The 15,498-nt window shown below is 63.3% G+C and carries 14 protein-coding genes; 4 read left to right on the top strand and 10 right to left on the bottom strand.

Annotated elements, in window-relative coordinates; translation table 11 throughout:
* The first annotated feature begins 1 nt into the window (after position 1).
* Together P6U23_RS17275 and P6U23_RS17270 are read left to right on the top strand one after the other, a co-directional pair.
* Positions 2–1,279 (top strand): beta-ketoacyl-ACP synthase, encoded by a 1,278-nt coding sequence (locus P6U23_RS17275; protein ID WP_407180907.1) that lies wholly within the window; start codon positions 2–4, stop codon positions 1,277–1,279.
* Between the two features lie 10 nt (positions 1,280–1,289).
* Positions 1,290–2,222 carry a lipid A biosynthesis lauroyl acyltransferase gene (locus P6U23_RS17270; RefSeq protein WP_407180906.1) on the top strand — a complete coding sequence of 311 codons (933 nt, stop codon included), beginning with the start codon at positions 1,290–1,292 and terminating at the stop codon, positions 2,220–2,222.
* Between the two features lie 97 nt (positions 2,223–2,319).
* On the opposite strand, the gene P6U23_RS17265 is transcribed toward P6U23_RS17270, so the two are convergent.
* The 6 genes from P6U23_RS17265 to P6U23_RS17240 form a co-directional block, all read right to left on the bottom strand.
* Complete coding sequence (locus tag P6U23_RS17265) at positions 2,320–3,432, bottom strand: polyamine ABC transporter substrate-binding protein (protein WP_407181495.1); 1,113 nt, start codon at positions 3,430–3,432, stop codon at positions 2,320–2,322.
* Complete coding sequence (locus tag P6U23_RS17260; RefSeq protein WP_407180905.1) at positions 3,432–4,610, bottom strand: aminotransferase; 1,179 nt, start codon at positions 4,608–4,610, stop codon at positions 3,432–3,434. Before P6U23_RS17260 ends, P6U23_RS17265 begins: the two co-directional genes overlap by 1 nt.
* 8 nt (positions 4,611–4,618) lie before the next feature.
* Complete coding sequence (locus P6U23_RS17255) at positions 4,619–4,897, bottom strand: rhodanese-like domain-containing protein (protein WP_407181494.1); 279 nt, start codon at positions 4,895–4,897, stop codon at positions 4,619–4,621.
* A 164-nt stretch (positions 4,898–5,061) separates the two neighbouring features.
* The gene (locus tag P6U23_RS17250; protein WP_407180904.1) at positions 5,062–6,984 is read right to left on the bottom strand and encodes a potassium transporter Kup; all 1,923 of its coding nucleotides are present in this window, start codon (positions 6,982–6,984) and stop codon (positions 5,062–5,064) included.
* Between the two features lie 258 nt (positions 6,985–7,242).
* Positions 7,243–8,070 carry a flagellar motor protein MotB gene (locus P6U23_RS17245; RefSeq protein ID WP_407180903.1) on the bottom strand — a complete coding sequence of 276 codons (828 nt, stop codon included), beginning with the start codon at positions 8,068–8,070 and terminating at the stop codon, positions 7,243–7,245.
* Positions 8,071–8,109: 39 nt separating this feature from the next.
* Positions 8,110–8,883, bottom strand: coding sequence for a motility protein A (locus P6U23_RS17240; RefSeq protein ID WP_024510753.1), 774 nt, complete (start codon positions 8,881–8,883; stop codon positions 8,110–8,112).
* Between the two features lie 300 nt (positions 8,884–9,183).
* Here P6U23_RS17240 and P6U23_RS17235 point away from each other — a divergent pair, with 300 nt between their 5' ends.
* Both P6U23_RS17235 and lon read left to right on the top strand, forming a co-directional pair.
* Positions 9,184–9,585 (top strand): Hsp20/alpha crystallin family protein, encoded by a 402-nt coding sequence (locus P6U23_RS17235; RefSeq protein WP_407180902.1) that lies wholly within the window; start codon positions 9,184–9,186, stop codon positions 9,583–9,585.
* A gap of 9 nt (positions 9,586–9,594) precedes the next feature.
* A complete protein-coding gene (gene lon, locus P6U23_RS17230) occupies positions 9,595–11,988 on the top strand; it encodes an endopeptidase La (RefSeq protein WP_407180901.1) in 2,394 nt (797 codons plus the stop codon).
* 79 nt (positions 11,989–12,067) lie between these two features.
* Here lon and P6U23_RS17225 read toward each other — a convergent pair whose 3' ends face one another.
* The 4 genes from P6U23_RS17225 to P6U23_RS17210 all read right to left on the bottom strand — a co-directional run bounded on the left by P6U23_RS17225 (position 12,068) and on the right by P6U23_RS17210 (position 15,489).
* Complete coding sequence (locus P6U23_RS17225; RefSeq protein WP_407180900.1) at positions 12,068–12,892, bottom strand: SDR family NAD(P)-dependent oxidoreductase; 825 nt, start codon at positions 12,890–12,892, stop codon at positions 12,068–12,070.
* A gap of 18 nt (positions 12,893–12,910) precedes the next feature.
* Positions 12,911–13,546, bottom strand: coding sequence for an RraA family protein (locus P6U23_RS17220; RefSeq protein ID WP_407181493.1), 636 nt, complete (start codon positions 13,544–13,546; stop codon positions 12,911–12,913).
* Positions 13,547–13,764: 218 nt separating this feature from the next.
* Positions 13,765–14,637 (bottom strand): CDP-alcohol phosphatidyltransferase family protein, encoded by an 873-nt coding sequence (locus P6U23_RS17215; RefSeq protein WP_407180899.1) that lies wholly within the window; start codon positions 14,635–14,637, stop codon positions 13,765–13,767.
* A gap of 153 nt (positions 14,638–14,790) precedes the next feature.
* Entirely contained in the window at positions 14,791–15,489 is a 699-nt protein-coding gene (locus tag P6U23_RS17210; RefSeq protein ID WP_407180898.1) for a phosphatidylserine decarboxylase, read from the bottom strand.
* Positions 15,490–15,498: the final 9 nt, after the last annotated feature.

The following is a 15,498-nucleotide window of genomic DNA, read 5'->3' as shown; positions in this document are numbered from 1 at the left end:
GATGACAGCACCACGCGATAAATTCGGAAGGCCGATCGTTGTCGTCACCGGCATGGGCGTGGTGACCTCGCTGGGCGCGGGCAAAACCGACAATTGGAAAAAGCTCACTGGCGGCGAATCCGGCATTCGCACCATTTCGCGGTTTCCGATCGACGGCTTGAGGACGACGATGGCCGGGACGGTCGATTTCGTGCCGGTCGAGCCGTTCTCATCGACCGATCTTTCCGAACGCCTGGCCGACCTCGCCGCCGAAGAAGCCATCGCCCAGGCCGGAATCGGAAATACGGGCGATTTTCCCGGTCCGCTGTTTCTGGCGAATGCACCGATCGAGCTCGAATGGCCGCAGCGCGATGAGATCGCACGCGTTATCGGCAAGAGCGAAATCAGCTACAGCGATATGCTGCGGGTCAGCGGCGGCGGAAAATTCACGCCGTGGCATCGCCGCTTCCTGTTCGGATCGGTGTCCGATCACCTCGCGGAACGCTTTGGCACCAAGGGCTCGCCGATCTCGCTCTCGACCGCCTGCGCATCGGGCGCGACCGCTATTCAGCTTGGCGTCGAGGCGATCCGCCGCGGCGAAACCGATGCTGCGCTCTGCGTGGCCACCGAAGGCTCGGTCAATCCGGAAGCGCTGATCCGCTTCTCGCTGCTCTCGGCCTTGTCCACCCAGAACAATCCGCCGCAAGCCGCCTCAAAGCCGTTCTCGAAGAACCGCGATGGTTTTGTCATGGCGGAAGGCGCCGGCGCGCTGGTGCTGGAAAGCTACGAGGCGGCCACCGCGCGCGGCGCGAAGATCCTCGGCGTTATCGCCGGCTGCGGCGAGCTGACCGATTCCTTCCACCGCACACGCTCGAGCCCCGACGGCAAGCCGATCATCGGCTGCGTGCGCAAGGCGCTGGCCGATGCGGGCATGGAGTCCGAGCAGATCGACCATATCAACGCCCACGGCACGGCGACGCCGGAAAACGACAAGATGGAGTATATCGGCATCTCGACCGTGTTCGGCGAGCGCGCCAAGCAGATTCCGATCTCGTCCAACAAGTCGATGGTCGGCCACACCATTTCGGCCGCCGGCGCGGTGGAAGCCATCTTCTCGATCCTGACGCTGGAGCATCAGCGGATCCCGCCGACCATCAATTACGAGGTTCCGGACCCGGCCATCCCCTTCGACGTGGTGCCGAACAAGGCGCGCGACGCGAAGGTCACCGCGGTGATGTCGAACTCGTTCGGCTTCGGTGGCCAGAACGCCTCGCTGATCCTGACGCGCGAACCGGCCTGACCCGGACCTGATGCCTTCACTGCTCGTTCGCACCAAGGCCGGGCTTGGCCGCGCAGCCAAACCGCTCGGCGAAGCCGTCGTCGGTGCGCTCACCGTCGCCCTGCTGCGGACCACCCGCTATTTCGATCCGGACAAGACGGCTGACGCCTTCGGCCGCATTGCCCGCCTGATCGGGCCTCTGCTGCGTGAGCAGCGCATCGGCCGCGCCAACCTCACTGCGGCCTTCCCGGAAAAATCGCCACAGGAGATCGAGGAAATCCTCGCCGGCGTCTGGGACAATCTCGGGCGGATCGGAGCCGAGTTCGCCCACCTCGATCACATCTGGGATTTCGAGGAAGAATATCCCGACAACGGCCGCATCGAGCTTGCACCGGGCACGCGTACGCTGTTCCATCAGCTCAGGCTCGACGGCAAGCCGGCGTTGATCTTCGCAAGCCACCTCGCCAATTGGGAGTTGCCGGCGCTCGCGGCCGTGGCTCATGGCCTCGATGCCGCGATCCTCTACCGCAAGCCCAACATCGCCTCCGCGGACCGTATCATTCAGGAGATCCGGCAGGTGAAAATGGGGACGCTGATCCCCGCTGGGCGCGATGCGCCGTTACGACTGGCCGAAGCGCTCAAACGCGGCCAGCATGTCGCAATGCTGGTCGACCAGTATCTTGGCAGCGGTGTCGAAGTCACCTTTTTCGGCCGCAAGACCCGCGCGAATCCAACGCTCGCGCGTCTGCTGCGGCAGGTCGAATGCCCCGTGCACGGCGTGCGCATCATCCGCCTGCCCAACCGTCGCTTCCGCGCCGAACTCTCAGACGAAGTCAAGCCGGTGCGCGACGAAAAGGGCCAGATCGACATCCAGGGCACGATGCAGGCCGTCACCTCCGTGGTCGAAGGCTGGATCCGCGAGCATCCGGAGCAGTGGTTGTGGCTGCACCGGAGATGGCGGTAACTGTTTCGCGGAGTCATTCCGGGGCGCGCGAAAGCGCGAACCCGGAAGCTCGAGATTCCGGGTTCGATGCTCCGCATCGCCCCGGAATGACGGCGCTTCACCGCCCCGTCTTCACCCGTGTCCACAGCCGGTTGATGATCCGCTGTGTCGCCGGATCGCGGGCGGTAATGACGAACAGCTTCGAAAGCGTCGCCTCGTCCGGATAGATGTTCTTGTCGTTGAAAATCTTCGGATCGATCAGCTTCTGGCTGGCCAGATTGCCGTTGGCATAGGACAGGAAATCCGAATTCTTCGCGGCGACGTCGGGCCGGTAGAGATAGTTGATCAGCTCATAAGCTTCGGCCACGTGTTGTGCGTCGGCAGGGATCGCGAGATTGTCGAAGAACATCTGCGCGCCCTCTTTCGGGATGGAATAGCCGATCTCGATGCCGTTCTTGGATTCCGTGGCGCGGCTGCGCGCCTGCATGATGTCACCCGACCAGCCCACGACCAGGCAGATTTCTCCCGTCGCGAGCGCGCTCAAATATTCCGAGGAATGAAACTTGCGGACGTAGGGCCGGATCTTGCTGACAAGCTCGGCAGCCTTCTCCAGGTCCGCCTGCCTGGTCGAGTTCGGGTCCAGTCCGAGATAGCCGAGCGCAGCGGGAAAGATATCGTCCGCCGAGTCCAGCATGTGCACGCCGCAATCCCTGAACTTGGCGAGATTCTCTGGCTTGAACACCATGTCCCAGCTATCGATCTTGCCGCCGGGGCCCAGAATCTCCTGCACCTTCTTCACGTTGTAGCCGATGCCGGTCGTGCCCCACATGTAATTGGCGGCGTAGAGATTGCCGGGATCGTAGGTGGCCAGATGCTGCGTCACGAATGGCCACGCATTGGCGAGGTTCGGCAGCTTTGACTTGTCGAGCTTCTGGAACACATTCGCCTTGATCTGCCGTTGCAGGAAATAGGCTGTAGGGACCACGACATCGTAGCCCGACTTGCCTGCAAGCAACCGCGTCTCCAAGGTCTCGTTGGCGTCGAACGTGTCGTAGACGACCTTGATGCCGGTCTCCTTGGTAAAATTCTCCAGGACGTCCGGCGCCATATAGTTCGACCAATTGTAGAAATTGACCGTGCGCTCCTCCGCTTTGGCCGATGGAGACAAAAACGCGGCTGCGACGAGAATCGCAGCCGCGCCATTGATACGAAACCGGCCCAAGCCCTTCATCATGCGCTCACTCTTTTCCGCCGATGCACCGCGTCCGCAAGACGCTCCAGCGCGGTATCCAGCGTTGCGTCCCTCTTGGCGAAACAGAACCGCACCACCGACGTCACCGCATCCTGCTCGTAGAAGGCGGAAACCGGGATAGCCGCCACCTTGTAGTCGGTGACGATGCGCCGGCAGAATGCTTCGTCGGTCTCGTTCAGCCCCAAGGGCGAGAGGTCGACGGTGAGGAAATAGGTGCCTTGCGAGCGCAAGACAGGGAAGCCCAGGCTCTTCAATCCCTCTGTGAGCCGGTCGCGGCTGCGCGCCAGGTCTTTCCGCATGTTGAAGAAATATTCGTCCGGCTTGGAGAGGCCGTAGGCCACCGCGACCTGCAGATTGGGCGCGGTCGTGAAGGTGAGAAACTGGTGGACTTTGGCGGCGACGCGCAAGAGCGGCGGCGCGGCGCAGACAAAGCCGATCTTCCAGCCCGTGAGTGAGAAGATCTTGCCCGCCGAGCCGACCTTGATGGTGCGGTCGCGCATGCCGGGAATCGTGATCAGCGGAATGTGCTCGCGGCCGTCGAAGATGACGTGTTCCCAGACCTCGTCGCAGATCGCGATGGTGTCGAACTCCTGGCAGAAGCGTGCGAGAAGCTCGAGGTCCTCGCGCGGATAGACAACGGCGGCCGGGTTGAGCGGGTTGTTGAACAGCACCGCCTTGGTCTTGCGGTTGAAAGCGCCGCGCAGCATCTCCTCCGAGAGCCGCCAATGCGGCGGTTCGAGCCTGAGCAACCGCGGGATGCCGCCGGCCTGGCGAATGATCGGCAGGTAGGAATCATAGACCGGCTGGAAGACGATGACCTCATCCCCGGGCTCGACCACGGCGAGGATCGCGGAGGTCAGCGCCTCGGTGCCGCCCGATGTGACCATCACTTCGCTCATCGGATCGAGCTTGAGGCCATGCCAGTGCCCGTAATGGCTGGCGATCGCCTGGCGCAGCTCCGGAATTCCCATCATCGACGGGTATTGATTATAGCCGTTGACGACGGCGTCAGCAGCGGCGCGGCGGATATCCTCCGGGCCCGGATCGTCCGGAAAGCCCTGGCCGAGATTGATGGCGTCGTTGTCGCGGGCAAGCTGCGACATGGCCTCAAAGATCGTGACGGGAAGATCCGCAAAGACCTTGTTCATGGACGTCATGGCAGGGCTCAACCGGCGGTCTTGGTCGGCAGCCCCGCCGCTTTCCAGCCGAGGATTCCGCCGGCCAGATGCTTATCGTAAGGAAGCCCGGCGGCCTGCGCCGCAAGCGACGCGGTCACCGAGCGTTTGCCGGAGCGACAGGCGAAAACCACCTGCTTGTCCTGCGGATCGGGAATCTCTCGCGGATCGAAGGTCGAGAGCGGAACCACCACGCCGCCGGGATAGGCCTCCACAGCCACCTCATTGGGCTCGCGGACGTCGACGAGCAGGTAACGCCCGTCCGCCATACCCTGCGACACCTCTTGCGGCGTCAAATCCTGCACCTTGTGGTCCGCCACGCACTTCCTCCGACAACTTCATCCCACGCGCGAACGAGCCTCACGCGCGTCGCAACCTCGCCCCTAACGCGACAAAAATCAAGCACCGCAAGCGCTTAGGGGGACCACCGAACCTAGATCGTGATCTGGGTGCCAACCTCGACCACGCGCCCGCTGGGGATCTGAAAATAATCGGTGGCGTCGTTCGCCGTGCGACTGAGCGCGATGAACAGATGGTCCTGCCAGCGTGGCATGCCGGAATGGGCGGCAGGTTTCAACGCGCGGCGTGACAGGAAGAACGAGGTCGACATGATGTCGAACTGCCAGCCGAGCTTGCGCGCGATCGCAAGCGCCTTGGGCACGTTGGGCGTTTCCATGAAACCGAAGCGCAGCGTCACCTTGGAGAAGGTCGGACTGATCTGCTCCAGCCGGACCCGTTCCGCCGGATCGATCCGCGGCGTCGGTGCGGACTCGATAGTGAGAATGACATTCTTCTCATGCAGCACCTTGTAGTGCTTCAAACTGTGCATGAGCGCGGTCGGCGCGCTGACGGGATCACTGGTGAGGAAGACTGCGGTGCCGGGTACGCGCTGCGGCGGCTTCTTTTCCAGCATGGCGACGAGATCGGCGAGCGGGAATTCCAGCTTGCGCGATTTCTCGAACAGCAGCCGGCTGCCGTGCCGCCACGTATACATCAGCAGCATGACCATGCCGCCGAGTGCCAGCGGCACCCAGCCGCCTTCAAACACCTTGAGCAGATTTGCGGCCAGGAAGGTGAGATCGAGGAACAGGAACGGCGCGATCAGCGCAGCGGCGGCCACAACCGACCAGCGCCACACCCGCCAGATCACCACAAAGCCCATCATCGCGGTGACCACCATGGTCCCTGTCACCGAGATGCCGTAGGCGGACGCCAGGGCGCTCGATGATTTGAACATCAGCACAAGCAGCATCACCAGCACGAACAGAAGCGTGTTGACGCGCGGCATGAAGATCTGACCGGACTGCGATTCCGAGGTGTGGCGGATTTCAAAGCGCGGTAGCAGGCCAAGTTGAATCGCCTGACGCGTCAGCGAATAGGCCCCCGTGATGACCGCCTGACTCGCGATCACGGTCGCTACCGTCGCGAGCGCGACCATCGGCAGCAGCGCCCAATCCGGGAACATCAGGAAAAACGGGTTCTCGACCGCCTTGGGATTGACGATCACAAGCGCGCCCTGCCCCAGATAGTTGGCCGCCAGCGATGGCAGCACAATGAACAGCCAGGCGGTCTGGATCGGCCGCTTGCCGAAATGGCCGAGGTCCGCATAGAGCGCTTCCGCTCCCGTCACGGCAAGGAACACCGCGCCCAGAGTGACAAATCCGATGATGCCATGATGCAGCATGAAGGACGCCGCATAGAGCGGATTGAGCGCGTACAGCACCTCCGGCTGTCGCGCGATCGCGACGATGCCACCGATCCCGATCACGGCGAACCAGACCAGCATGACCGGTCCGAAGAATGCCGCCACCCGCGCGGTGCCGCGCGATTGGGCCGCAAATAGCGCCATCAGGATCACCACCGTGACCGGAACGACATAGGGGTCCAACGATGACGTGACGAGCTTGATGCCTTCGATCGCCGACAATACCGACAGCGCCGGCGTGATCACCGCGTCGCCATAAAACAGCGCGCCGCTGATGATCCCGAGCAGGACGATGGTGCCGGCCGCCTTCGCTACCCCGCGCTGGGCCAAGGCCATCAGCGCCAGCGTGCCGCCCTCGCCATTGTTATCCGCGCGCAGCAGGATCACCACATATTTTAGTGTCACGACGATGATCAACGCCCACAGGATGAGCGATATGACGCCCATCACGGCTTGCGTGGTCGCGGTGCCGCCGTTGCTTGCGGCAGCCACCGCCTCGCGCAAGGCGTAGAGCGGGCTGGTGCCGATGTCGCCGTAGACGACACCGATGCTGCCCAGCGTCAACGCCGCGAAGCCGGCGGTCGAGTGGGCATCAACATGCCCGGTGGCCGCCCTCGTCTCCGGGGCGTGAGCTGCAACGTCACTGGTCATGGGAACTGAGCCTCAAAGGCTACACTGCACCGTTGGCAAAGCTTGCAAAACGAGGCGGGCTTATAGTCCTGCGCTGACTGCATAGCCTAGCCTGATTTCGGGATGACGGCATGCGAAAACGCATAAATTTTCGGATTGTTGCCTCTGCCATCAAACTGTTCACAGAACAGCCGAAATCCCTAACGGCGCCATATGGACCCGCCGATCGCGGATGTCCATAGACCAAGTATGATCGGGTAGTATTATACTTTAGTCATCCTAAGGCTTCAAATCGGGCGGCAGGGCTGGATCTTCGCGCATCAACGTGATGGTGACGCGACGGTTGGCCGCAAGCGAGGGATCGTCAGGAAAGAGCGGCTGGGTATCGGCTTTACCGGCCACTGAATAAATGTGCGAGACCGGCAGCCCCTCGTGCTCCAGGATCTGGCGCACGGCGTTGGCGCGATCGGCCGATAGATCGAAGGGGCCGTAGTCGCCGCGCGAGGGAACGAGTCCGGCCGCGGTGTGGCCGACGATCGAAATGCGCAACGGCGTCTGCTTGAGCGGAATGGCAAGCTTTTCGATCAGCCGCCGGGTGCGCTCATACGGCTCCTTGGAACCGTCGGCGAACATCGACCGGCCATCCTGGTCCACGATCTCCAGGTTCAGGCCCTGCTTGGCCTCCTCGAACATGACGTGCTTGGAGATTTCGGTGAGCTCCGGCATGTCCTGCAGGGCCTGACGAAGAGAGGCCGAGGCAAGCGCGAATTCGCGGTCGATCTTGGTCTTCGCGCCGACCGCCCGCTTGTTCTCGTCCTCCGGGGCCGGGTTGTTGGAAGCCTCCTCCGGTGGGATATGATCGAGGTTCTTCGCCTTGGGACGCGTCGGCAGGCCGTCGGATTCGATCATGCCCGAATAACGCGACTGCGTCTGCACGCCGAAGGCATCACGCATCGAACCCGCGACGATCTTGAGCTTTGCCGCGTCCTGGGTGGAGAAGGCGACGAGCATCACGAAGAAGCTCATCATCAAGCCCATCAGGTCGGCGAAGGTCACGAACCAGCCGTGGCCGCCACCATGCGCTTCGCCGCGTTTCTTCTTGGCCATCGCCCCCAGCTCCGCCTCGAGCTCTTCCGGATCAGTGCTTTAGGCCGGCACCGGCTCGCCTTCCTCATGGCGAAGTTTCTCCGGCAGATACGCGAGCAGCATCTCGCGTACCAGGGCCGGGCTCTTGGAATCGCGGATCATCAGGATGCCGTCGATGATCAGGGTGCGGTTGGTTTCTTCGTCGAGCAGCTTGCCATGCAGCTTGTCGGCGATCGGCAGACAGATCAGGTTTGCGAGCACCGCCCCGTACAGCGTTGCCAGCAGCGCCGTCGCCATATAGGGGCCGAGCTTGGAAGGATCGGTCATGTTGGCGAACATCTGCACCATGCCTATGAGCGTGCCGACCATCCCGAAGGCTGGCGCGCAGTCGCCGATCGCGCGGTAGATCTTGCTGCCCTCGTCCAGATGCATCAGGAAATTGTCGCGATCGCGCTCGAGATTGTCGCGGATGAACTCGAGATCATAACCGTCGGCGACGTAGCGGATGCCTTTGGCGAGGAACGGTTCGTCGGTCTCGACCTTCTCCAGGCCGACCGGCCCCTGCTTGCGCGCGATCTCCGCGATACGCGCGAGCTCGTCAACGAGGTCGCGGGCCGAGAGCCGGCTCATGGTGAACGCGTACTTCAAGCCGAGCGGCAGGCCGTGCAGGATCACGCCGAGCGGAAAGCGGATCATGGTCGCCGAGATCGAGCCGCCGAAGATGATGATGACCGCGTGGTCGCTGACGAAAATGCCGAGGTCGCCGCCCAGCAACATCAACGTTGCGATGACAATGGTGCCGGCTACCAGGCCTGCGCCTGTCATGATATCCATAGGACACTCCAACGCGTACGCGAACAGCCGCCATTCTGGACGGCCCGCAGCCCGTTTTGAGCCGCGCTTGGAGACCCTAAAACGGCCGCCATTAAAGACGCGTAAAGGTTAAACCGAGGCGAGATCGCAGCGCATGGCTATCCGGGGCACGGGTCGTCGCGAATGGGGCCCTGTCGGGAGACATGGGCGTGACTTCAAGGTTCTGCTAACCATATAAGGGCCGGTATCTTCTGGCGGATTAGCAACCCGCTCATTCCGGATGAGTTTTCAAACCAGCCACCGGCAGTATCGAGGCAGCCAATGTCAAACAAGGATCCCCTCAACTGGATGCTGTCCGAAGCCATCGGCTCGCTGGCGCGTGCCGAGCGGCTGCGCCAGCAATTCTTTGTGCTGCAGTCGGCCGGCCCGCGGGAGACCTGCTGGGAACCGCCGATCGATGTGCTGGAGACCGACAAGGAGCTACTGATCCTTGTGGCTCTGCCCGGCGTCGACCCCGAGCAGGTCGAAGCTGTCATCCAGGACGGAGTGCTCGTGATCAGTGGGCACCGAACACTGCCGGCGGAGTTACGCAATGCCCGCATTCATCGGCTTGAACTGCCACAAGGCCAATTTGAGCGCCGCATTGCATTGCCAGGGGGGCGCTATGCCGTGAGCCGCTTCGCGGTGAACGGCTGCATCGCAGTCCGCCTTGCGAAATCTTGAGGGCCCGTCATGCCTCCCGCAAATGGACCAGCGGCTTCTGCCGCCAATCAAGATGCCAATCAGGTTCGGATTCCGGACGATGCCCTGATCATTCTCCCGGTACGTAACATCGTACTGTTTCCGGGCGTGGTCGCGCCGATCACGGTTGGTCGACCGAAATCGATTGCCGCGGCCCAACAGGCGCTGCGCGATCAGCGTCCGATCGGCATCCTGCTGCAGCGAAATCCCGATACGGATGATCCGACCGCCGATGATCTCTACCGGGTCTGCACCATTGCCAACATCGTGCGCTACGTCACCGCACCCGATGACACCCATCATGTCATCTGCCAGGGCGTGCGGCGCGCCCGCATTCTCGATTTTCTGCCCGGCACGCCATTCATGGTGGCGCGTTTTCTGCAAATTCCGGAGCCTGCCGGAACGTCGCCGGAGATCGAGGCACGCTTTCTGAACCTGCAGCGACAGGCCATCGAGGCGGTGCAATTGCTGCCGCAGGCACCGCCCGAGCTATTGGCCGCCTTCCAGTCGACCACCTCTCCCGGTGCGCTGGCTGACCTCGCGACGTCCTACATGGATATCAAGCCGCAGGACAAACAGGAGGTCCTGGAGACGGTCGATCTCTCCAAGCGAATGGAGCGAGTCTCGGCCCATCTCGCCGAGCGGCTCGAAGTGCTGCGGATCACCAATGAGATCGGGCAGAAGACCAAGGCAGCCTTTGACGAGCGCCAGCGCGAGGCGATCCTGCGCGAGCAGATGGCAACGATCCGGCGCCAATTGGGCGAAGGCGACAGCAAGACAGCCGAAGTCGCCGAGCTGACCGAGGCGATTGCCAAGGCCAAGATGCCGCCGGAAGCGGAAAATCAGGCGCGCAACGAGCTGCGTCGCTACGAGCGCATGCCCGAAGCTGCCGCCGAAGCAGGCATGGTGCGCAGCTATCTCGATTGGTTGATCGAGTTGCCATGGGCGCTGCCGGAGGAGAAGCCGATCGATATCGCCGAGGCCCGCCGCATCCTCGACGAGGATCATTTCGGGCTGGAGAAGATCAAGACCCGGATCATCGAATATTTGGCCGTCCGCAAGCTGGCGCCGCACGGCAAGGCGCCGATCCTGTGCTTCGTCGGCCCGCCCGGCGTCGGCAAGACCTCGCTTGGGCAATCGATCGCGCGCGCCATGAGCCGGCCATTCGTCAGGGTCAGCCTCGGTGGCGTGCATGATGAAGCCGAAATCCGCGGCCATCGGCGCACCTATATCGGCGCCCTGCCCGGCAACATCATTCAAGGGATCAAGAAGGCCGGCGCCCGCAATTGCATCATGATGCTCGACGAGATCGACAAGATGGGACGCGGCATTCAGGGCGACCCGTCGGCGGCAATGCTGGAGGTGCTCGATCCCGAGCAGAACGCGACCTTCCGCGACAATTATCTCGGCGTGCCGTTCGATCTCTCGCGCGTCGTGTTCATCGCAACCGCCAACATGCTGGACACGATCCCGGGCCCGCTTTTGGACCGCATGGAGATCATCAGCCTCGCCGGCTACACCGAGGAGGAGAAGCTCGAGATCGCCAAGCGCTATCTGGTGCGCCGCCAGGTCGAGGCGAACGGGCTGAAGGCCGACCAGGCCGAGATCGATCCGGATGCGTTGCGGCAGATCATCAAGGGCTACACCCGCGAGGCTGGCGTGCGCTGGCTGGAGCGCGAGATCGGCCGGGCGCTGCGCTACGCCGCGGTGCAGATCGCGGAAGGAAGCACTCAGAAGGTCAGCATCACGCCCAAGGACCTCACCGCCATTCTCGGCGCGCCACGCTTTGAGGGCGAGATCGCGCTGCGCACCAGCATTCCCGGCGTCGCCACCGGACTTGCATGGACACCGGTCGGCGGCGACATCCTGTTCATTGAGGCCACACGCGTCCCCGGCAGGGGCGGCCTGATCCTCACCGGCCAGCTCGGCGATGTCATGCGCGAGAGTGTGCAGGCCGCGCTGACTCTGGTGAAAAGCCGCGCTCCCCAGCTCGGCATCGACCCGTCATTGTTCGAGAAGAGCGACATCCACGTTCACGTCCCCGCCGGCGCGACCCCGAAGGACGGGCCGAGCGCGGGCGTCGCCATGTTCACGGCCCTGGTTTCGCTGCTCACCAATCGCACGGTCAGAAACGACACTGCGATGACAGGCGAAATCTCCTTGCGCGGCCTGGTGCTGCCGGTCGGCGGCATCAAGGAGAAGGTTGTCGCCGCCGCCGCGGCCGGCCTCACCCGGGTGATGCTGCCGGCGCGAAACCGCCGCGACTTCGACGACATCCCCAAGAGCGCGCGGGACAAGCTGGAGTTCATCTGGCTCGAGCAGGTCGACGAGGCTATCGCCAACGCTTTGTCGGAGACGACGCAGCCGGCCGCGGCCGCCGAATGATCGGGACAGCACGCGGCCGCTTACGGTGAACTGCGCATTTGTATCTGGGGCGCGCGACGATACGATCACCGCGATACGGTTAATCCGCCAGCCCCGTTAGTTCGAGGCTGAGCTCGCGCAGGCGCCTTCGCGCTTGCGCATCATAGGCCTGCGGATTGGCTCGCGCCTCCCGCATCCCGTTGAAGAACAGTCCGCTCTTGTCGGCGACGTCATCGCCCTTTGCAAGATGCAGGATCGCCTCCCCACCCTCCTCGACCGTGGACACCGGCGTGATACCGCCGGCGCGCACCATGGTGGTGTTCATATAGGTCGCCGGATGCAGGCAGTTCACCGTCACGCCCGAGCCCTTCAGCTCCTCGGCGAGATCGATGGTGAACATGATCTGCGCCAGCTTGCTCTGCGCATAGGCGCGGGTGCCGCTGTAGTTTTTCCTGATCATCACGTCGTCGAAATCGATGGGATGCTGGCCGAGCGAGGCGACATTGACGATGCGCGACGGAGCGGCGGCTTTGAGCAGCGGCAACAGGAGATAGGCAAGCAGAAACCCGCTGAGATAGTTCACGACAAAGCGCAGCTCGTGGCCGTCAGCGCTTTCGCGCCGGCCTGCACCGTCCGTCTGCGAACCGATCCCTGCATTGCTGACGAAGACATCGAGCCGTTTGTGCTCGGCTTTGATAGTATCGGCAAGCCGGCGCGCGCCCGCCAGCGACGACAGATCAGCCGCATAGAAGCTGGGCGCGGCGTGCCCGTCGCGCACAACCTCCTCGATCAGCGTTTTGGCGCGCGCCTCGTCGCGGCCATGGACCAGGACCTTGGCGCCTTCGACGGCGAGCCGCTTGGCGACATAGCGGCCGACCCCGTCGGTCGACCCCGTGATCAGGACCGTCTTGCCGTTGATGTCCATGGCGGCCTCCTCTTGAGTTTAGTGGATCTCCGCCGAGCGCTTCAGCGCCTCCTTCAGCTTCTCCAGCGAGAAGTCCGGCGAACGTGCGATCTCCAGGATCGGCTGCTCGCGGCGGCCGCAGAGTTCGGCTGCTGCCGGCAATTGCGCCGCGAGATCCTTCGGGATCACGATTGCGCCGTGGCGGTCGGCATGGATCAGGTCATCGGACCGCACGGTCATGCCGGCAACGCGCACTTCGCCACCGAAGCTCTCGGCATGCACCCAAGCGTGCGAAGGGCCGATCGAGCCGGCCAGTGCCTGGAAGCCCGGCGCCCATGCCGGGACATCGCGGATCGAGCCGTCGGTGACGACACCGAGGCAGCCGAGCGCCTTGTGCACGTTGCTCTGCACCTCGCCCCAGAACGCCCCATAGCCCACATCGGGGCCATCGATGTCCTGGATCACGGCGATGCGCGGACCGAATCCGGTGCCGACATATTCATAATATTCGATGCGGCGCCTGGCCTGCTCGGCCGCCGGCAGGCTGGACTGCAGCACCGAGCGGATGGTCACGGTGCGGGCGTAGCCGACGATCGGCGGCAGATCGGGAAACGGGCAGACCAGCGGCTTGGTGGTAAAGCCGATCAGCCGCCGCTCCGGCGCCACGATCTCCATGGCGTTGCAGATGGTCGGCGTGTCGTAACGCGCGAGCGCCTCGAGGACGGATGCGGGCAGCGGGGCGGTGATGGGCTTGTTCACGGGCGTCTTCTCCAGGGGTTGAGGACGGCCGTTGCGCGCCGCCCCTCGGCTCGCCCTATAGCCGAGAATGGGGGCCAACCCAACTCGCTGCTTGTCATGGCAGATATTGCGGGATGAGGAAGACCGCGCCGGCGTCAGTGCAGCCGTTCGGGCCGCTCGTCGTGATCAGAGACCACAGGCGGAAAAGCCGGCGCCGCGCCCGGTCCAACGTCTTGAGCCCTTCCCGCCCCTGCTGCCGCGAACGCGCGCGCCTGATCGCGATAGGACTTCCATCCCATCGGCAGGCTGACGAGGTAAAGCACCGAGCCCGCCGAGAGGATGTACCAGGGATAGCTGATCAAGAGCGCGATGAAGAAGATCACGGAGACGAAGACCGGCAGCACCAATTCCGGCGGGACGCGCATCCGTACCGTCTTGCCGGAGAACACCGGCAGGCGCGACACCATCAGGAAGGCAACCAGCAGCGTATAAAACGCCGTGAGCGCCGCCGGCGGCTGCCCAATGCCGAGGAAAGCGATGTAGATCGGCAAGAGCACGGTGATGGCGCCGGCCGGTGCCGGAACGCCGGTAAAATAGTTCGCGGCAAAGGCCGGCTTGTTCGGATCGTCCATGCTGGCGTTGAAGCGCGCGAGCCGCAAACCGCCGCTGATCGCGAACACCATCGCCGCGATCCAGCCGCCATTGTGAAGTTCATGCAGTTGCCAGAAATAGAGGATCAACCCGGGAGCCACACCGAAATTGACAAAATCCGCAAGGCTGTCGAGTTCGGCACCAAATTTGGACTGTCCCTTGATCAGACGCGCGATACGGCCGTCGATGCCGTCAAGCGCCGCGGCAAATACGATTGCGCCCACCGCCAGCTCCATCCGCCCCTCCGTGGAGAGGCGAATGGCTGTCAAACCCGCGCAGATCGCAAGCAGGGTAATGACGTTGGGCACCAGCATTCGCACCGGAATCGGGCGAAACCGGCGGCGGCGCAATTCGGCTTGGGTGGGATCGAAGGACATGGATGACGGCGCGATCCTTTGTTTCTCTGCGCATGCGGCTCAGCTCTCCCCACCTGCGGGGATAGGGGAACAAACCTTCCTCACCCTCTCATATAGCAATCCCGCTGAGCCCGCGCCATTGCGACAGACCGTACGTGCAGGCGGGCCAATTGGTTAATCCGTCCGATAACTGCGGCCGGGATCGGCAAGCCTGAAATCAGCCAAGATGGTTTCGCCGGCGATCGCAGTCTGGCCTTCGGCGACCAGCGGCTTGGTGCCTTCCGGGAGGAACACATCCAGCCGGGAGCCGAAGCGGATCAGGCCGAACCGTTCGCCGGCGCCGATCGACTGGCCCTCCCGCACAAAGCAAACGATGCGGCGTGCCACCAGCCCGGCGATCTGAATCACCCCGATGCGCCCATTGGCCGTGGAAATGACGAGCGAATTGCGCTCATTGTCCTCACTCGCCTTGTCGAGCTCGGCATTGATGAACACGCCCGGCCGGTACGCGATACGCTCGATCCGGCCGGCCGCGGGGCTGCGATTCACATGGCAGTTGAACACGCTCATGAAGATGGAGACACGTGGTAGCGGCCGGTCGCCGAGCCCGAGCTCGGCGGGGGGCAGCGCATGCGTGACCATCGAAACGCGGCCATCGGCGGGCGCCACCACCAGCCCATCGCGCAGCGGTGTGACCCGCGCCGGGTTGCGGAAGAACAGCGCGCACCAGATGGTGAGCAAGGTGCCGATCCATCCCAATGGCGTCCATAGCCAGAACAGGATCAGGCTCGCCAGCGCAAAGCCGCCGATGAAAGGATAGCCCTCGGGATGAATGGGCGGAATTTGCCCGCGGATGGAATTCGCAATCGACATGGGTTGCTG

Origin of the sequence: Bradyrhizobium sp. STM 3562 (genome assembly GCF_045571435.1) — a bacterium.
Taxonomy (GTDB): Bacteria; Pseudomonadota; Alphaproteobacteria; order Rhizobiales; family Xanthobacteraceae; genus Bradyrhizobium.
This window is presented reverse-complemented; position numbering and strand designations above follow the sequence as displayed.